Below are 19,404 nucleotides of genomic sequence, written 5' to 3' on the forward strand. Positions count from 1 at the left end.
AGAACGTATATAAGTTTGTCGAAAAAACGGGCATTTTGTACTATTTTTTCTTTTGAAGTGCGTATTTAGTTCGTTTTTTCCGATAAGTTATATAGTAGTATGGTTTTTCTGAAAATCCATAGAGAGATAGGATAGGGCCATCTTGCCAAAAGGAGTGGAGAGACTATGTTTAAAAGAGTTGAGAATGAACTGGAGCTGGCGATGTTTAACGGCGTTTGGACCACCGTGTGGCTGGAAAAAGGTTTTGACCTGGAGTTTTCCGACCGGATTCTCGAAAGATACGTAGTCGTTACCAAAGAAGGGCATTACGTAGGAACGACGGAGATCAAGCCATTCAGCAGTGGCAGTCCCATTAACGAGACAGCGGCATTTGATCGGCATCCGGCCGTCATGCTGGCTGAAGGGGCAGTGGCGGAAATCGATAAGATGGCTGTGCTGCAAAGCTACCGCGGTCATTTCATATCGGAGCTACTATCCGCGCTGGTGGATTTCGGGGAAAAGAATCAGCTGAAGTACTACGTCGCACTACTAGAACCGGTATTGCAGCGGGCGCTGCGGATTTCGTTCCGGATCCCGATGGAGAAGATTTCGCAGAAGGTGTTCTATAAAGGCGATTACGTCGTTCCCACGATCTTGAACGTGGAGGAAGTATACAACCATAAAGACCGTTACTCCTGGCTCTCATTCCCGCAGAGCGCCGTGTATAGTGGAGCCGGGATCGGATAGATTCATATCAATAGATATCGATACATATTGAACAGAAGGAGTACGAAACGATGAAAACGGGTGAACTTACTGAACTGGATAAACGCAATCGGCTTTTCGTCATCATTTTATGGGGGATGCTGGGGCTGGGTGTTCTGACGGATTTGGCCATCGGACTAGGCATGAACATGATCCTACTATTGGTTGGCGTCGGGCTCCTCACTTGCGGCACGGCCACCTGGATGACTTATCGACGCGTGTTGGTCAACTATATCAAATATTTTGTGGCCTGTATTTTTACGATCATCATTTTGCTGCTGATTTTGTCGGATCCCCATCCGATCATCAGCACGTACTTTCTGATTTATGTTAGTTTAGCGGTCATGACGCTGTACGCGGATTACAGACCGATTATATTCTCCGGCATTCTGGGAGCGATCGCTAGCACCTATTTGTATCTGGATCCGACGTATCGGGAGCAGCTGTTCCCGGGAGAGTCGCTCGTATACTTATATCTGTACTTGGCATTTGCAACGGCGGCGCTCGCATTTTCAGCTACATTCAGCCAGCGGCTGCAGCAGCAGGTAACGGAAAGACAACAGGAGACGCTGGAGGCTAAGGTGATGGTGGACGGCATGTTTCAGCAGTTGGGGGATTCGGTGCTTGTCTTGAATGAGTTCAACGGTACCCAACAGTCAGGCGTACGGGAAGCCGGGGACATCTCAAAGGAAGTCACGTACAGCTTTGCCGAAATGACGGCCTCCATCGAAAAGCAAACGGACAACATTATGCATATCAACGAATATACCCAAATCATGAACGAAGCGGTCGGTCACCTGCTGGATGGAACGGGACAGTTGCAGCATTACGCCACCGACAACGCCAAGCTCACGGAGCGCAGTAGCACGCAGATCGGCTTACTCTCCGGCGAGGTACAGAGCGTGCATGAGATGATGGACCACACGGTACGGATGATGCAGATGCTGAACGAGGAGAACGATCGTGTCAGCTCCATCGTAACGGTTATCCGCGGCTTGGCGGAACAGACGAACTTGCTGGCATTGAATGCAGCAATTGAAGCAGCACGTGCCGGAGAGCACGGGAAGGGATTTGCGGTCGTATCGGGCGAGGTGCGGAAGCTGGCCGACAGCTCCAGCAGGGCCGCTTCGGAGATTGATGGCATTTTATCGGTCATCCGGGATCGGATCCATGCGCTCAATACCCAGGTTCTACAGGGGCAGCAAGCCGTGACGACTAGCAGTGAGGTATCCCTAGAAGTGAAGCAGCTGATCCAGACCATCCATGAGAATATGGAACAGGTCAAGGAGCACGCCGACCAGGTCGGCGGTTCCGCCGTAGATCTTCACAAACGCCAGCAAGACATCACGGAGAGCATGGCGGATATCGCGGCTTCGACGCAGCAGAATATGGCCTCGGTTGAAGAAATGCATGGCATCATGTGCGACCAGGACTCGAAGATCGGTGAGCTGGTTCAAGATTACGGCAAGCTGGACAAGCTGATCTTGGACATGAAGCAGTTGGTATCCAAACAATAGAGCAAAAGCAGCCCATCCTCTGTCGAGGAATGTGCTGCTTTTTACTTTTTTTATGCGCTTTTTCCATCTGCAAATATAGGATTAAGTTCTCGTTTTAACGGCTAGCCCACTAAACGATATCGGTCCAACAATATCGGCTCTTGTATTTGCAGTAGTATTCTCTGCAGTAACTGTGTAAACATGGGTACCCGTTCTTACATTTCTATCTTCCGCCTGGAATGTAATAGCATAATTTTGTTCAGATGCCGCTGATTCTATACCTTGTAGTGTGTTGAAAATCTCTCTTCCATCGCGAGAGATTCTAAAGAGAATTTGCGCAATGCCAGTGACACCTCGAACACCTACGGTTGCTATCAAATCTACCCGATTAGGTTGAGAATTTACTGGAATCCGTATCGTGATTGTTGCAAGACGAGATCTTGCTGGTGATCTTCGGATAATAGATGAATTTGCTAAGTTGAATCTACTGCGCGGTTGGACGGCAGCTTTATCTAGAATACGTACCAAAATATCATCTCCTCTAGTTTGATAATTCCAAGATATGTTGGATAAGAGAAGAATGATTGGACATCTAATAATCTACTTTAATTTGAGGCAAATATAATAGTGATCAATGGGAAAGAACTAATTTCATGCGGTGGTGAATAATGAATATTTGGCTAAGCATTCGCTCATGCATGACTTATTTTATTAATTCCAAAAAAAATTGAAACTATTGGGCGCCGTTCCCCATCTAACAGGGGTAAGTAAAGAAAAAGGGGTGATATGATGAACGATCAACAATTGATACAACAGGCCAAATCTGGCTGTAATAATAGTTTTGCGACATTAATCAAGAACCGAGGAGAGAAATTATATAAGGTAGCTTACTGTTATGTAAAGGACGAGGCATTGGCGTTAGAAGTTGTCTCGGAGGCTACTTATAAGAGCTATATTAGCATAGGTAAGCTGGAGCATACAGAGTATTTCGATACATGGTTAGTTCGTATTGTTATGAATGAAGCGCTTGATGTAATCCGTAAACGCAAACGGTTAGTCTTCACCGGAGAGGTTTGGGAAGAGGTTACCACACCGCAGAAGTCCGGCGTTGAAGATCGATTGGATTTATATGAGGCTATAGACCAGTTGAAGGAAGATGAGAAAGAAATATTGACGCTCAAATATTTTGGAGATTTAACGTTTGAACATATCGCGAGGCAGCTGGGTAAACCGGAGAACACGATTAAAACCAAGCATTATCGTGCGCTGGACAAGGTCAAGGCAATTTTAGAAGGAGGGCGACAAAATGGAATTACAAGAGTATGACAACCTTAACATCCCTAACAATTTAGATGACTATATTGATCGCGGAATTGCAAAAGGGGTAGCACACAATATGAAGGAAACGCCACCTCTTCAAAAAAGAAGAAATCCATTTCGGATTTGGGGACAAGTTGCAGCAGCGGTGATTATTGGAGGCGGATTGTTCTTAACAGTGGCGGCAAATGTGCCTGTGATGGCAAAGGGATTAGAGAATATCCCCGTGGTCGGCAATCTGGTGAAGGTTCTGGACTTTTCACATCAGAACGCGCAGTCTGGAGGCCAGGTGACGGATGGAGCAAAGGTGACTGTAGGTTCGGGTACGGAGAATACAATTGATATTCATTTTAAAATCAATGGAGATTCTATCTCGGATGTTCCTGCTTATACTACAAAATATGACAAGTACCCTTACAAGTTAACGTTCGAGTTCAATGGGGTACGCGAGTTTGATGCGCAGGCGGCAATAGAAGAGCTTCGTTCATTACCATATGTAAAAGATGTCTATAGCATTATCACACTTGATGATTCCGCATATCGTTTTGCAGTGGAATTCTCGCAGGATGTGGATGTCTCGGTATCTGAATATAAAGAACCAGGAATGATTCAAGTGACTGCAACAGCAAAGGATAATAAGGAAGCGGAGGCAAAGGAACCGGCGTACTTTATTCAAAGCGGATCCTATGAGATGGGCGAGTCGTTATCGATCTTGGAAGAGTACCTATTCTCTTATGACGCTGTCAGCATTCAGAAAGATCAGCAGGGTACCTATATCGTACAAATGGGTCCTTTCTCGACAGAAGAAGAAGCAGCGAGTCAGTTGAAGCAAATACAAGCAGAGGTACCCGATGCCCAGGACTTTTATATCGCAGAAAGAGCAGAAGGAAAACGTCCAGCATCGCGATAACATTAGTTTTCGACAAGAATGGGATCACCAGAGTAGACAGAGAAATACATGCAATGTAAGAAGGTTGATGTTGGGTTTGGATAGGCGTTATGAGAAGTTTTGATGGTAGTTCTCTCTTACGACTGAGCTTTGAATTGGAAGGTCGGAACATAAGGGGAATATGATCAGAGCTTCTCTTTTTTTGGTTTCAGGTCGAGAACAATCACTACAATCCAAGTTTAGAATTATCACTTAAAATAGCACGTTTGACCCGAAGTACATATTATGAATCAAGGACTATATGAACAGATCATTAACAATATAACATCGCAGTAGTTGACCGCCTTGGACCCGGAGTTATAAGAGATTGGGAAAGAAGCGCTGGATGCGGAGGAAGCACGGAAGTTGTTCAGCGGGAAGTGCTGGGGAAGCTGGAGGTACAGCGAACTTCTATCTATCCGCGTTATTCGATGTTTCGAATCTTTTTATAGTATAATGTTTACTACTATATAGGATGGAAAACAGGGAAAGAGGGAACGGATGCCTACTATACTGGTTGCTGACGATGATGCGAACATTCGCGAACTGGTCTGCTTATTTCTACGTAACGATGGATTCACTACGGTTGAAGCCGCAGACGGTAAGGAAGCGCTGGTTGTCTATGCTTCGACACATGTCGATCTTGTCGTGCTCGATATTATGATGCCGATCATGGATGGTTGGACGTTATGCAAGGAGCTCAGAAGAGCCAATCCCGATCTTCCGATACTTATGCTAACTGCAAAAGGTGAAACGTGGGAGAAAGTGAAGGGCTTCGAGCTGGGAAGTGATGATTACTTGACGAAACCATTCGATCCGCTCGAGTTGACGGTTCGTGTGAGAGCATTACTGAAGCGCTACAAGATTGGCTCCACACAGACGATCCAGTTCGGCAACATCACGCTGGATCGGCAGACCTATAAGGTGATGAGAGGGACGGAGTCGCTTACGCTACCGCTAAAGGAATTCGAATTGCTATATAAACTCGCAGGAACACCCGGGCAAGTCTATACGCGTGAACAGTTGATTGATCAAATTTGGGGAATCGACTACGCTGGAGATGATCGAACGATAGACGTACATATTAAACGCTTACGTGAAAGGTTCAAGACCGCACCCGATTTTCGAATCGAAACGGTGCGTGGGCTTGGGTACCGGCTTGAGGTATACGAATGATCAAATCGTTATATACACGGGTTGTCCTGATCTATCTAGTCTCCGTGATCGTGGGCACGGTCATTGCTTTTACGGTATCTGTGTGGGTGTTTGAAGAGAAATTGAACGAAAATATGCGAATGATCTCACTTCACTTCGCCCAGGACATCGTCCGGATTTATGAGACCATTCCGTTACGTGAAGCGGACTCGCTTGTAAGTGAAATGAAACAGCTCGATTCGTATCATATTCGAATTTATGATGAGACAGGTCAAATTACGTCTTATGGAAATCTTAACGGACAACAACCTGCCACGGTATCGATGGAACAAGTGAATCAGGTACTTGATGGCGAAGATGTCCAAGTCAATCCGAATGGTGTTGCTTCGGTTCTCATAGGGCTACCTTTAATAACAGAAAAGGGGACGAAGGCCATGTTTGTGGAGCCGCTCACGCCCCCGTCCACCACTTATACTAAGAATTGGCTATATTCTTTTTTGATCTATTCATTGATCACGGGAAGCCTATTCATTCTGGTTGCCTCCATGTTCATAGTCAGACCGATCAAAAAGCTGACCAAGGCGACTAGGCGTATAGCGGCAGGAGACTTCAACGTCAAGCTGAATATAAAGCAAGCAGGGGAACTCGGCACTCTGGCTCGCAGCTTCGAAGAAATGACGCATGATCTACAGCAACTTGAGCAAATGCGTAGAGAGTTCGTATCGAACGTGTCGCACGAGGTTCAGTCGCCGCTCACTTCGATATCCGGTTATGCTCTTGCACTCAAGCAAGTAGGCATCGCGGATAGCGATCGAAGTCGTTATCTCGATATTATCATCGCGGAAGCAGATCGGATGTCCAAGATGAGCGATGGCCTACTCAAGCTGAGTCTGCTTGAAGCGCAGTCACAGCAGTTACAACTGGTCACATTCAGCCTGGATGAACAGATCAGACGCGTCATCGTTGCAATCCAACCGCAATGGTCGGCTCGTAACATCTCTTTTGAGCTCGATTTGAAGAACGTTCGCCTAACGGCAGATTATGATCTATTAAATCAGGTGTGGACGAACATCCTCGGGAATAGTATCAAATTCTCTGAGGACGGCGGCGTGATTAACGTCAACATCAAACAAGATATCAAGAACGTGACCGTGCGCATATCCGACTCAGGCATTGGGATTTCGCTCGAGGACCAGAAGCGCATATTCGAGCGGTTCTTCAAGGCCGATCGTTCCCACAGCCGGAAGTATGGTGGAAGCGGCATGGGACTTGCTATCGTTAAACAGATCGTATTGCTTCATCAGGGAGACATCTCGGTGGAAAGTGAACTTGACCAAGGAACAACCTTCATAGTGACCTTGCCCATCACATCGCCGACAGATTAGTTAGATTCATGAAGTATCCATTAGATTGATTAGAACGTATTTCTCATGCCACAGCTCACATGCAAACTTCCTTGTATGTAAGTCGTGGTATTTTTTTGCTTGGTTCATATTCAGTTCATATTGTCGTCATGGGGAGTACATCTTCGTCGTATAAGCTGTCATTAGCGGCCGGTATAGGTGCCATATAAACAGATCAGGACAGGAGAAGATAAGCGTGACGCAACAAGAGGACAAGAAAACGAGGAATGGAACGAAACTAAAGAAAGTACGAAACATGTTGCTGAAAATCATAGGAGCAATCGTTATAGCCATTGTTCTTTTTCTAGGTATTGTTTATATCGTTAACGTGATGTGTAGCCATTCGGAGCAAAAAAGATTAGAGCCTTACGGTCAGCACGTATCCGTAGACGGGAAGAAGATGAATGTTCTGATCCAAGGAACAGGCGAAGAAACCGTCGTACTCCTACCTGGTCTGTCAACAGCAGCACCCGCACTGGATTTCAAGCCGTTAATCGAAGAGCTATCACCCTTCTACAAAGTCGTCGTCGTTGAACCTTTTGGCTACGGATTAAGTGATGTAACCGAAAAGGAACGCACCACAGAGAATATTGTCCGTGAAATTCACGATGCCTTACAAGGTCTTAATATTGAACGTTATATTCTCATGGGACACTCCATTTCAGGCGTTTACGGACTCGATTATGTGAATAAATACGAAAACGAGGTTATTGCATTTGTCGGGCTCGATAGCAGTGTTCCGACGATAACGGAGAAGGTTGAATCGTCCCAACTCGAAGTGATGAAATGGCTCAAAAAATCAGGTCTCTCCAGATTGGTCTTGAAATTGGGGACGGACCCATTAGCTGCACTTCCGTATGATGATGGAACGAAAGAGCAAATGAGAATTCTTATGCACAAAAACCTGTTTAATTCGAACGTAATAAATGAAGTTGAACAAATGTATTCTAATTTTAAAGCAGCCGAAAGTGAATCATTTCCCAACAATCTTCCTATTATTTTCTTTATCCAAGCGAATCATCCCGTAACAGATCGATGGGGACCTGAGCATGAAGCACAAATATCAAATTCTGTACATGGAAAAGTAATGCGGTTTGAAGCAGATCATTACATCCATCGTACCAAAGCCAAAGAAATCGTAGAGAACTTTAGAGTATTCATGGAAGAAATCAGATAAATTCATCATCTGACGGCTCCTACACATATGACGTCTTAGAACTATTGCTGCTTGTTCATATTCAGTTCATATTGGCGTCATAGGGAGTACATCTTCATAAGTTAACATCTCATTAATGGCACATGAAGGCAGCTTAATAAACAGATAAGGACAGGAGTAGATGAGCATGACACAAACAGAGGAAATAAAGACAAAGAATAGAACGAGGGCAAGTAAAATAGGGCGCCTATTGCTTAAAATATTTGGAGCGATCTTGATACTCATCGTGCTGTTTCTTGCCACCACGTATATAGTGAATATCTTCAGTAACAAATCGGATCTGAACAAGATCGAGCCCTATGGTCAGTCTGCAACCGTCGACGGGAAGAAGCTCAATGTCTTGATTCAAGGACAAGGCGAAGAAACCATAGTGCTCTTAACGGGTTATGGAACGGCAGCACCAGCCCTTGATTTTAAGCCGCTAGTGGATGAGCTAGCTCCATATTACAAAGTCGCCGTGGTCGAGCCTTTGGGTTATGGATTAAGCGACGATACCACCAAGGAAAGAACCTCAGAGAATATGGTAAGTGAAATTCATGAAGCGCTGCAGCAGCTTGATATTGATCGTTATATCCTCATGGGCCATTCCATTGCAGGTATTTACGGACTGGAGTATGTGAACAAATATGGGGACGAGGTAACCGCATTTGTCGGGATCGATAGCAGTGTTCCAACGCAAGGCGGCATGGATACTGAATTCCCAATCAATATGTTTAAATTCCTCAGACAATCAGGATTAGGCAGATTGGCAATGAAGGTATCCGGTGACCCGTATGCAGAAATAGCAGCATTTGATGATGAGACAAAAGAACAATTGAGATTGATTTCGCTCAAAAACATGTATAATTCCAGCATGATGAATGAAATGGAACATTTTAATGATAATTTTATCGCCGCTAGAAGGCTGAAATTCCCAGCAGATCTCCCGCTTCTACTCTTTGTACAAGCGAATAATACAGACGTCGAAGGATGGATACCATTGCATGAAGAACAAACCAAAGATTCTGTTCTAGGCAAAATGATAACCGTAGAAGGAGATCATTATTTGCATCATACCAAGTCCAAAGAAATCGTTCAGGACTTCAGAGAATATATGAAAGAAGTAAATGCAGGTGCAAAAGAGTAGTAGAGTAGATGTCAGACATATCATACGGCAACATATGCTAGTGCAAGCACGCAAGAACGATCCAGGCCTTTTACGGCTTGGATCGTTCTCTTTTTTCATGTGTAACTAAAATAGTTCGTTCTTATTTGTCAGCTATAGCTACTTGGCCTGAGCCGTACGTCTCGAACCAACCCTTAATCGTGTTGAAATCACTGCTGAAGGAGAGAGCTAGTTCTAGTAGAATCCGGGCATGAGCTGCGTTCAGGTTGTCACCAGCAATCATACCGTCACCTGAGGTGTAGTTGGAACCAGAGCCCGTACGCGTTGTGGAGACGAAGATGACTCCGTTTTCCTTAATCGCCTTCGTGCGAGCTTCGCTCATGGCTTTGGACACGCCACCAGCTCCGGTGCCTGCAGTAACAATACCTTTTGCTCCGTCTTGGACAAAGCCTGTGATTGCTCCAGCACCCGCATCTTGGTAGGCATAAGCTATTTCTACCTTAGGCATGTTGCTGCTCTTAATCTTTGTCAGATCGAATGGGGTTGCCCATTTATCAGCGGTCAGTAGCGCTCTGGAATTTGCGCGATATATTCTTATATTATTCTCATCGATATATCCAAGCATGCCTAGTTTGGGAGTTTCGAAAGTATCTGTACGATAGGCATTCGTCTTGGTAACCTCTCTAGCTGCGTGAATCTCGTCATTTAGCATGAGCACAGTACCGTAATATTTCGTCTTGCCGCTAGCTGCTAGTTTAATAGCGTTAAATAGATTGGCCTGAGCATCGCTTCCGACCACAGTCCACGGACGCATAGAGCCTGTTACAACGACGGGCTTGGAGCTACGTACCGTAAGATCAAGGAAATAAGCGATTTCTTCCATTGTATCTGTACCCGTAGTGACAACGACGCCATCTTGGGTTTCCAGTACTTTATCTACTTTTAAGGAGAGATCATATAATTGTTGCATCGTATAGGAGCCTGAGCCTGCGTTACCAAACTGAAAGCTGGTTACATCGGCGATTCTGTCGAGGTTGGGCAGTGCCTTAACCATATCTGCCATTAATAAGGTTCCGGCTCTATAGTTCTGGAAGCTGGTCTCATCAACTGATTTACCAGCAATCGTACCACCGGTTGCTATGACCTGGATCTTCGGAAGCTTAACCGTTGCTTCAGTAGATGGGGTGACCTCGGCAGCGTAAGTGCTAGAAACGGGAAACATGGTTGTAGCTGAGAAGAGTAGGGAGAAAGAGAGTCCTGTCGCAAGAGTCGCTTTGACGAGCTTAGATTGTAATCCATTCATAGATGTAACCTCCTGTTTGTTATGTATAATCACGTTTATGTTAGATTATATAACATATATGTGATTTATGATTGGATTATATCTGCGAAATGAATATTGTGGCAAGTAAGTTAACATATGAATAAAACGCTTAAATAGATTGATAACAAAGGATAACTGATGTTTTCTCGTGGATTCTATGAATTTTAATAAGTGGAATTTGAAACATGTTCTCATAATTTTGTGTTAGGTTTTATTACATCAATGTTTAGGTTTGGCGAGGAAATTAACGTGCTATAGAAAAAAGCTGACAACAGTTAGTTACGGTTATCAGCTCAGGCTTTAGATAAATAAGTTCACATACTTACATGTGTTCTCTTATATAAAACGGGTATTGCCGCTGCTACTAGGATCATACCCATAAAAGCGGGTGCGGAATGGCCCAGTGATACATAGATTTGACCTCCAATGATCGGCCCAATCATTCTTGCTAAAGCCTGAATCGATTGGCTACCTCCTTGAATCCTCCCTTGTTCACTAGAATCGACAGACTTAGAGAGCATTCCGTTGAAGGAGGGCCCAAAGATCGAATCACCAAAAGCAAATATAACCATGCCAACGATAAGAAAAGGATAGAATGTGAACAAAGCAGATAGCGCAATAAGACTGTAGCCTATGATCTCCGAAGCCATTCCAAGAATGGCGATCTGTTGATCGCTAAGTTTGAGCAAAAGCTTTGGCATGATGAAACCTTGTGAAATGATGTCTAGGAAACCCATAATTGAGAACATAAGACCGATTATTGTAGGCTTCCAACTGAAAGTATCCATGGTAAATTGCGAAAAAACGGCCTGTAAAGATCCATTAGGTATCCAAAGTAAGAACGCTGAGATAAGCAGCCATTTCAAGTTTTTCATGGATAGCAGGCTTGCAAGCTGCGTAAATGGATTCAGTCTTAGTATGGTAATCTCTTTCAGTCTATTCTTCTTATCCAGGCTCTCGGGCATTAAAAAGTATCCATAAACAACATTCAATAAAGTGATGATAGCCCCAAAATACATGGGTACAGCATAACCAAACTTGGCAAGTAATCCGCCTAAAGTTGGGCCAATGACGGTACCTACCCCTACAACCGCACTCAACCATCCAAAGTATTTGGTTCTCTGTTGCGGAGGAATGATGTCTGCAAAGTATGCGAAGATCGTGCTTATGCTCCCGCCTGTTATCCCCTCTATGATTCGCCCAACGAATAGTACCCATAGAGCTCCTCCTATGCCAAAAACGAAGTACCCGATGGCGGAACCTAACAGGCATACTAAGAGCAATGGACGACGACCATATTTGTCGCTCAAAGCTCCAAGCACGGGGGCTGCAAAAAACACGCAGGCTGCATAAGCAGAGGTCAGCATCGTAACAACGATAGCTTGTTCTCCTGGATTGCTGGTATAAGGTTGCACTAAGAAGGGGACGACAGGTGTGATGATACTGAAACCTATTCCGCACAGAAACACAGAGATAAGACCAAATATTAAAGCGTGTTTATCTACGGTTTGTTCTGTGTTCTGTTCATTATGTGATCTAAATATGGACATATAAATACTCCTGTAAAATTGATGTTTTTTGATTCCTAGGAAACAAAATCATCGTATCGCAATATTGTTTCCTTGTCAACAAAATAACAACGATGAAAAAGCAGCCTGTTCTCTGGTAGAGGATGGCTGCCTAAAGTTTAATTGTCATTATTCGAATTTATTCCGACTTCATATCTTTACCTTGTTTCTTTATTTCTGCATCCAAATGCCTACTATACTGTTCCACGAAGCTAAGCATACTGTCGAATTGTTCCTCGGTTACCTGCTCAAATACGGCTTTATCCCGCTCTTGAAACTCTTGGTGCAGGTCCTCATGGATTTTATAAATGACTTTCCCCTGCTCGGTAAGCCTGTAATAGACTTCTTTCTTATTATCCGACTTCTGGTAGCTTTCGATTAGGCCTTTTTGTAGGAGCTTCTTCGTTAATTTACTTATGGCACCGCGGGTCATATAGAAATACTCCGCAAGCCTAGTCACGTTGGAATCTGCATTTTTTTCAATGTATTCGATGCAATGGACTTCGGTAGATGTATAACCCTTAAGACTGTCTTCCATCTTATCCTTATTAAGCCAAACCATCTTGTTATATAAGTCCCTGACACCTATGAGGAGCTGTTCTTCTTTGTTCATGGTCTGACCTCCCACCGCTCTTGCATTAACCCTATTATATTAAGTCTTTGTTTCCTCTTCAACAATACAAGACACTTTAATTCAGTTGATCTAGCAGGTAGAAACCTCGAGGGTTGGATAAGACAGATTCTGGCGGCAGATTTTTGATGTGATCTGGGCGTATATTCATCACACGTTGATTTGTGTTCGTATCTCCTACTACACCAGTAGTTAGGTATATAGTAACAGAATCTTCAACTTTAATATTTTTCTTAGGGACGATTTTAATATTCGTATACTCGGCAGGCATTCCTTCATAGTCCTTATAAGGCATACCAGGCTTCAGATTATTAATCTTACGTACAACATTTTGCTGTACTTCAAAAGAGCCCTTGGCAACACGACTCATCTGTTCTTGTCGTTCCTTTGTCATGCCTCCATCATTCAAATGACCTTCACCCACACCAGATATGATTAATTGTAAATCTACTTTTGATTTAAATTGATTTTTCGTTTGTGTATATACGATCAAATAAGCATCTTTTGACTTCGTTAAAGGGAATGCACGATTTCCGGCCCATGTATCTCTATATAAATCCTTAAGAGGGTATTGGAGCTTGTCCCAAAAAGGGTCCTTTGGATCATCTAAATCGATGATATATAGTCCCGTAATGGCTCCTTTATAGTACTTCGATTCATAGGGTAACTTGGACGTGTCGAACTTTGAACTATTCTCTATGCCAAGATAATTAGACCACTTCGTAAAGATATTGGTCTGATGCCAATATACCTCTGCTAATTCCAGTGCGTATTTATCGACAGGTAGATCATTGCCTTTGTTATAAGATAGAGCTCTCTCAATATATACTACGGCCTGAGCACGGGTGATTGAGGAATCTAAAGCCAATTTCCCTTGACCCGATCCTTGAATTAATCCGCGTCGCACTGACTCATAGACCCTTTGTTTAGGTTCAAAACCGTCATACGTTTTTGATAAATCTGTACTAAACTTCGCTAATCTTTGCAAAAAGCTCTTATACCGCTCCATAACAGGATAAATTTTCTGATCGGTTGGATTTACGCAATTAGCCTCACCCATTGTAGGGATACAATAATTCTTGCCTTGTTTGCTATTCTCGTCCATAAACTCATCTTGCTTACGGGAATACCATTCAGTTATAGCTTGAATAAGGACTTTAGGATTATCGTAGTCATCTAACTTCACGTTCAAATCCTTGAAGGATTGTAAAATTTGTAGATCTTCAGCGTATTCAGGGTATGAATTTTTGAGTGAAGTGGTACTTGTGCTTTGTGTAGTACTGGATTTCACGATCCGAGCGTAGCTAGCCTGATGTGTAGCTCTCTCCAGAGTAAGTGCCGCATCACTCAGCGTTATCGGGTCTGACCATTTAAGGCGATAGTCGTCTTGATATAAGTTGCCCTTAACTGCTGCATTCAGAATAGGTGTGAACGAAGTCTCCGTACCATTGGGTTGTTCAGTAGGGATATCTAGCGCATCAACCATCATAGCCAGAAATTCTTCTCGGGTAACTTTGGCATCAGGTTTAAAAGTTTTATCATCATACGCCTTTACATAGCCAGCGGTTAGTGCTCTCTTTATGTATTCTTCTGCCTGAGACCCTATGATATCGGTCGGTATTTTCAATTGAACTGTAGAGGAATCCGTTGTAGGACTAGAGCCTCCCTCAGCCTTGGCATAATCTATCGACGTAAATAGGAAAGTCGACAATAAAAAGCATACAAAAACAATCTTGTACTTCCGCAATATGTTCATCTCTCCAATCATAAGTAAATTCCAAAATATTGTAGTGAAGGCCTTATTGTCCATGTTACAAGTTATTAGATTTGCTATCAATGTGAAATATCTTAATGGGAATTTTGATGTGATGCTGAGTGAGATAAGGGGATGGCATTAGGTTAAATATCTTTGGAATGCGCCAGTAATAGGAGGTTTATGGATATATTAGAAGGAACCGTTCTCGTAACTGTCGAATATTGTAAATGGGGTATGGGTACAAAGACATACTATTTTAAATCAGACGAGGTATTAAAACCGGCATTACGTTTGATCGAGGGCAATAACATCTAGTATTAACAGTTAATAGTGTCATAGGAAGTAGTGATAAACTACATGTCTAGTCTGTTGGTTAAGTATAGAGATTGGTCCATAAGACTATATTAAGCTAATGAATTTAAATGAAGGTATTCTAGTTGAAGTCTTTTTAGTGACTTATGCTGAGAGGCGTTTACATTCTCACGTATTGAGCATATATAGTGGGATAACTACGAGAGATGCAGCGGTAGATGTTGACTGTTACATTATATCATGGTATCATTAACGACTTTACCTTCATGTCTATCTATAATTGTTTATGTGTGATATCCTGGTATCAAAAAGAGTGAAGGTGATAATGATGATTAAAAATAAATATAAAGTCTTAGATTTATTTTCAGGGGCAGGTGGTATGTCTGAAGGATTTCTCCAAGCTGGCTTTAGTATTCCGAATGCATGTGATTTTAGTGTAGAAGCTTCAATTACATACAAGAATAGACACGAGGAACTTGGACATGAAAGTAATTTCTTTTGTGGGGATATAAGATTACTAACAGAACATAAAAAATTAGAAGAATTTTTAGGTGGCGAAGAAATAAGTGTTATCGTAGGTGGCCCTCCTTGTCAGGGGTTTAGTTTAACAGGAAAGAGAGATAAGAACGATGTGAGAAATGTTCTTTTTTTTGAATTTCTAAAGATTGTAAAATTAGTAAAACCTAAATATTTTATTATGGAGAATGTGATAGGTATATTATCATATAGATTTAAAAAATTTGTAGGCCTAACAGGAGTAAAATATACTAAAAAACTGGTGACAGAAATAATTATTAATGAAGCAAAATTATTTGGTTATCATGTTGAATTTATGCAGTTAAATGCAAAGGATTATGGAGTGCCACAAAATAGACCTAGAGTAATTTTTTTAGGACATCAAGCTAGGTGGGAAGACACAAGGAAAATTGATCTTGTAGTAGCACCTAAATTTCCAATTGGTAAAATGGATAAAGTTACAGTTGCAGATGCAATTTCTGATTTGAGGGATCTAAAAAATGGTGGAACAAATGAGGAATATTGTAAAAGATATAAACTAAGTGATTATCAAAAAAAAATGCGCAATGGACTTACTCCGAATTCTAAAGGTATAACTCTTAGATCAGAGAAAATCTTTAATCATCAAGCAGCAAAACATAGAAAAAAAACTATTGAAAGATTTACTTTATTAAAGCATGGCGAAAGTATTGGAGAATTATTAGGCAGATTAAGTGATGAAGAGCGAGTGAAATATCAAACTAAAAAATATAGATGCACTAAATTAGACGGAAACTGTATTTCTCCGACAGTTCTTACGTTACCTGATGACATAATTCATTATGAAAAGGGTAATTCAAGAATTCTTACAGTTAGAGAACTTGCAAGACTTCAATCTTTTGATGATAGTTTTAAATTTCTCGGTAAAAGAACAACTGGAGGAGATAGAAGAAAGTTTGAAACACCACAATACACACAAGTAGGAAATGCCGTACCTCCACTATTTGCTAAAGCTATTGCTGATGAGATATTGATCGCACTTCATAAAAGTGAAGTGAAAGAACGCGAGTTGGTTTTTTCTTAATAAAACATTTGTTAATGAAATTTAAGAATTTATGAAGAAAAAAGGGGTGAGATTATGGCGGTATTAAATTTTAGAACCAGTGCAAAAGTAGAGAGTTTAGTTGGTAGAGAGTTAATTACAAATAATATTATTGCAATTTTTGAATTAGTAAAGAATTCTTATGATGCAGGTGCCACTAAGGTTGAAATTAAATTGGTGAATTTTCTTCCGTATCAAGAAAAGGGGATTATTACTAATGAAAGGTCTTATATTGAAGTAATAGATAATGGGAAAGGAATGACGTTTGAAGAAATTAACCAAAACTGGATGGAACTTGGGACATCCTACAAAGAAAAAAACAGAGAAGTAAGAATGCGACAACATGAGCTTGATAAAGTTGCAAAACGGATGGTAAATGGTGAAAAGGGAATTGGTAGATTTGGAGTAGATAAAATAGGCGCGTATTTAATAATGGAATCTGTGGATCAAAAATTAACTGATAAAACAATAGTTTACTTTGATTGGGGAAAATTTGATGATAGATCAAAACTTATAGAAGAAGTTCCTTGCGAGTATGAACAAATGAACGTTGATACAAATGATACATCTGGTTTGAAATTAAAAATTAAAAATTTAAGAGATTGTTGGTATGGAAGTGATATAAAAAAACTAGTAAGAAGTTTGAAAAAGTTTTTATCACCAATGCCATTTGAACAAGATGAATTCAGAGTTTATTTAACTCAAGTATACGATATAGATGGAGAAAATATTGAGAATACTGAAGAAATTATTAATGACTCGTTTGATTATTTAAATACTAGTATCACTGCTGAAATAGACATTAATGGTTACATGACTTATAGCATTTATGATAATGGAAATATAGCTAAGAAAGAGAGCTTTTTTCTGTATCCAAGAGGAAGTTCTTTTGGTTCAGTTAGTGCGGAAATTTTTTACTTAGACCCAAATGATAAAAGAGTATTTTCAACTAAGATGGGAATGAGAACAAGTGATTATGGAAATATTAAAATATTTCGAGATAATTTTCGGGTTATGCCATACGGAGAAGCTAATAATGACTGGTTAGAAATTGATAAGGTTCATGCCCAGGGGATATTTCGATCATTTGGTACCAGAGATTTAATAGGACATGTGATTATTTCTCATAATCCTGTACATAAAAATTATGTTTTAAAAGAAGCAACAGATAGAGTAGGTTTGATTGAAGATGTAGTGGAGTTTGAAGATTTGAAAAGTTTTATTTGGACATTAATTAATATCTTAAAGGATTATATTTTTAATCGTATAAAAAATGAAGCTAAAGAGACTACAGAATTATTAAAAAACGAAACAAAAGGCCTGAGAAATGAAGCAAGTAATATATTTAGTTCTTATAAAGAATTTGTAAAACTTGAGGATATACCAGAAACTTATAAAGCGAGATTTCAGGAACTAGAACAAGAAACTAAGGAATTTGTTAAAAAGGTTGATGTACTAGAGAAAGCTACTGATGTTATTGATAAAAAGATAAAAACATTTTCACAAATGACTAGTAAAGAAGGAATTCTTTACGAAATGTTACATACTATTAAAAATAAATTAACTGTAATTGACTCGCAAATAAGGGGCTTTGAATTAGATCTTGAAGAACTTGGTTTGGATTTAAGTACTCGCGAGTTACAAACAGCCTTTGAAGATATATACAAATTAGTTGAGGGATCTCTGGACAAGGTGAACGCCAGCAAATTAAAAAAGACAGTTACACCAGTTAATAATATTTTAAGAAGTGTTATAAATAGTCATACTTCTATTCTAAGAGAAGAGGACATCACCTGTATATTGAACATAGATAATAGTGAAAATATTAATATTAATTGTGTGGAAGACTCCCTTAAAGTCGTATTTGAAAATCTATTTAGTAACTCAATTAAGGCATTAAATGAGAGACTAAATAAAACAATTGAAATAACCACACAAGTTGTTGAGGACTTTATAGAAGTATATTTTTCTGATAGTGGAATTGGTATTCCTCAAGATAAAATAAGATTTATTTTTTCTTTGTGGAGTTCTAATACAAATGGAACAGGAATAGGTCTAGCTACATCAAAAGATATAATTGAGGATCATGATGGGGAAATGTTATACACTGAGATAGAAAATGGAGATTTTAGTACTACATTTTTAATAAGGATTCCTATTTATAATTGAGAATTAATTAGGGGTGGAGTTATGTCATATACATTCAATATATTAGTTATTGATGACCAAATTCAGATACATGGGATATTTGAGACTTATAAAAAATATCTTAAGAAAAAATATGACTTAGATGTTGAATTTACTATAGTAAATAATGAAGATGAATACGATGAAGAAGAACCGTACGATATTTTAATGGTAGATTATAACCTTAGACATGGATTTTATAATAGTGATAAACAACTTGGGAATGAATTTATTGAAGAATTTAGACAAAAAAATAATGTCAGCAAAGTAATTTTTTATTCAAGTGAATTTGAATATGATCCCCTGAAAAGGAAATATAAGTTTCCCTTTGCTAATAAAGATTTATTTGATCTAATTAATATACTTGGTGTTGATAAGGTCACAGCTAAAAATAATTTTGAAATGACTATTCAGGTAATTAAAGAGGCATGTGAACAGATGGATATATTGCCTCTTATTTTATCAAGAACACTTGCTGAATATAAGAAAAATAATATTGAAGTGAGCTATACCAACATTAATGGAGAAGATATTAACGTATCTACGTTATTTAAGGATCTTTTAAATGACAATGAGCAGGGAAAACAATTTAGAAAGGAAATTATTGAAACAGTATTATCAGTCCTATTTAAATATAAATACTGAATTCCATTTCAGTCAAACTT

General features: G+C 40.4%; 17 protein-coding genes. 12 read left to right on the plus strand and 5 right to left on the minus strand.

What is annotated here, in order from left to right; genetic code table 11:
- Positions 1 to 165: 165 nt before the first annotated feature.
- Positions 166 to 726, plus strand: coding sequence for a GNAT family N-acetyltransferase (locus IEW05_RS01445; RefSeq protein ID WP_188535108.1), 561 nt, complete (start codon positions 166 to 168; stop codon positions 724 to 726).
- Positions 727 to 776: 50 nt separating this feature from the next.
- Complete coding sequence (locus IEW05_RS01450) at positions 777 to 2,261, plus strand: methyl-accepting chemotaxis protein (protein ID WP_188535110.1); 1,485 nt, start codon at positions 777 to 779, stop codon at positions 2,259 to 2,261.
- An 81-nt stretch (positions 2,262 to 2,342) separates the two neighbouring features.
- Here IEW05_RS01450 and IEW05_RS01455 read toward each other — a convergent pair whose 3' ends face one another.
- Positions 2,343 to 2,768: an exosporium protein C gene (locus IEW05_RS01455; RefSeq protein ID WP_188535112.1), complete on the minus strand. Its 426-nt coding sequence runs from the start codon at positions 2,766 to 2,768 to the stop codon at positions 2,343 to 2,345.
- A gap of 258 nt (positions 2,769 to 3,026) precedes the next feature.
- Here IEW05_RS01455 and IEW05_RS01460 point away from each other — a divergent pair, with 258 nt between their 5' ends.
- The 6 genes from IEW05_RS01460 (at position 3,027) to IEW05_RS01485 (ending at position 9,385) form a co-directional block, all read left to right on the plus strand.
- Positions 3,027 to 3,566 carry a sigma-70 family RNA polymerase sigma factor gene (locus tag IEW05_RS01460; protein WP_194434082.1) on the plus strand — a complete coding sequence of 180 codons (540 nt, stop codon included), beginning with the start codon at positions 3,027 to 3,029 and terminating at the stop codon, positions 3,564 to 3,566.
- Positions 3,547 to 4,467 (plus strand): SPOR domain-containing protein, encoded by a 921-nt coding sequence (locus IEW05_RS01465; RefSeq protein WP_188535117.1) that lies wholly within the window; start codon positions 3,547 to 3,549, stop codon positions 4,465 to 4,467. The genes IEW05_RS01460 and IEW05_RS01465 overlap by 20 nt, the downstream gene beginning before the upstream one ends.
- A 519-nt stretch (positions 4,468 to 4,986) precedes the next feature.
- The gene (locus IEW05_RS01470) at positions 4,987 to 5,661 is read left to right on the plus strand and encodes a response regulator transcription factor (protein ID WP_188535119.1); all 675 of its coding nucleotides are present in this window, start codon (positions 4,987 to 4,989) and stop codon (positions 5,659 to 5,661) included.
- The gene (locus IEW05_RS01475; RefSeq protein ID WP_188535121.1) at positions 5,658 to 7,025 is read left to right on the plus strand and encodes a sensor histidine kinase; all 1,368 of its coding nucleotides are present in this window, start codon (positions 5,658 to 5,660) and stop codon (positions 7,023 to 7,025) included. Before IEW05_RS01470 ends, IEW05_RS01475 begins: the two co-directional genes overlap by 4 nt.
- Positions 7,026 to 7,239: 214 nt before the next feature.
- Positions 7,240 to 8,220 (plus strand): alpha/beta fold hydrolase, encoded by a 981-nt coding sequence (locus IEW05_RS01480; RefSeq protein ID WP_188535123.1) that lies wholly within the window; start codon positions 7,240 to 7,242, stop codon positions 8,218 to 8,220.
- Positions 8,221 to 8,386: 166 nt separating this feature from the next.
- A complete protein-coding gene (locus tag IEW05_RS01485) occupies positions 8,387 to 9,385 on the plus strand; it encodes an alpha/beta hydrolase (RefSeq protein WP_188535125.1) in 999 nt (332 codons plus the stop codon).
- A gap of 121 nt (positions 9,386 to 9,506) precedes the next feature.
- On the opposite strand, the gene IEW05_RS01490 is transcribed toward IEW05_RS01485, so the two are convergent.
- The 4 genes from IEW05_RS01490 to IEW05_RS01505 all read right to left on the minus strand — a co-directional run bounded on the left by IEW05_RS01490 (position 9,507) and on the right by IEW05_RS01505 (position 14,697).
- Positions 9,507 to 10,667 (minus strand): asparaginase, encoded by a 1,161-nt coding sequence (locus tag IEW05_RS01490; RefSeq protein WP_188535127.1) that lies wholly within the window; start codon positions 10,665 to 10,667, stop codon positions 9,507 to 9,509.
- Between the two features lie 335 nt (positions 10,668 to 11,002).
- Positions 11,003 to 12,238, minus strand: coding sequence for an MFS transporter (locus tag IEW05_RS01495; protein ID WP_188535129.1), 1,236 nt, complete (start codon positions 12,236 to 12,238; stop codon positions 11,003 to 11,005).
- Between the two features lie 157 nt (positions 12,239 to 12,395).
- Positions 12,396 to 12,869, minus strand: a complete 474-nt coding sequence (locus IEW05_RS01500) for a MarR family transcriptional regulator (RefSeq protein WP_188535131.1) — start codon at positions 12,867 to 12,869, stop codon at positions 12,396 to 12,398.
- A gap of 76 nt (positions 12,870 to 12,945) precedes the next feature.
- The gene (locus tag IEW05_RS01505; RefSeq protein WP_194434083.1) at positions 12,946 to 14,697 is read right to left on the minus strand and encodes an S-layer homology domain-containing protein; all 1,752 of its coding nucleotides are present in this window, start codon (positions 14,695 to 14,697) and stop codon (positions 12,946 to 12,948) included.
- Between the two features lie 126 nt (positions 14,698 to 14,823).
- Here IEW05_RS01505 and IEW05_RS25880 point away from each other — a divergent pair, with 126 nt between their 5' ends.
- The 4 genes from IEW05_RS25880 (at position 14,824) to IEW05_RS01520 (ending at position 19,384) form a co-directional block, all read left to right on the plus strand.
- On the plus strand, positions 14,824 to 14,958 hold the full coding sequence (locus IEW05_RS25880; protein ID WP_268238716.1) for a hypothetical protein: 135 nt from the start codon (positions 14,824 to 14,826) through the stop codon (positions 14,956 to 14,958).
- Between the two features lie 322 nt (positions 14,959 to 15,280).
- Positions 15,281 to 16,534, plus strand: a complete 1,254-nt coding sequence (locus IEW05_RS01510) for a DNA cytosine methyltransferase (RefSeq protein WP_229753217.1) — start codon at positions 15,281 to 15,283, stop codon at positions 16,532 to 16,534.
- A 54-nt stretch (positions 16,535 to 16,588) separates the two neighbouring features.
- Positions 16,589 to 18,721, plus strand: a complete 2,133-nt coding sequence (locus IEW05_RS01515; RefSeq protein WP_188535135.1) for a sensor histidine kinase — start codon at positions 16,589 to 16,591, stop codon at positions 18,719 to 18,721.
- Positions 18,722 to 18,742: 21 nt separating this feature from the next.
- On the plus strand, positions 18,743 to 19,384 hold the full coding sequence (locus tag IEW05_RS01520; protein WP_188535137.1) for a hypothetical protein: 642 nt from the start codon (positions 18,743 to 18,745) through the stop codon (positions 19,382 to 19,384).
- Positions 19,385 to 19,404 lie beyond the last annotated feature (20 nt).

It is taken from the genome of Paenibacillus segetis (assembly GCF_014639155.1).
Classification (GTDB): domain Bacteria; phylum Bacillota; class Bacilli; order Paenibacillales; family Paenibacillaceae; genus Fontibacillus; species Fontibacillus segetis.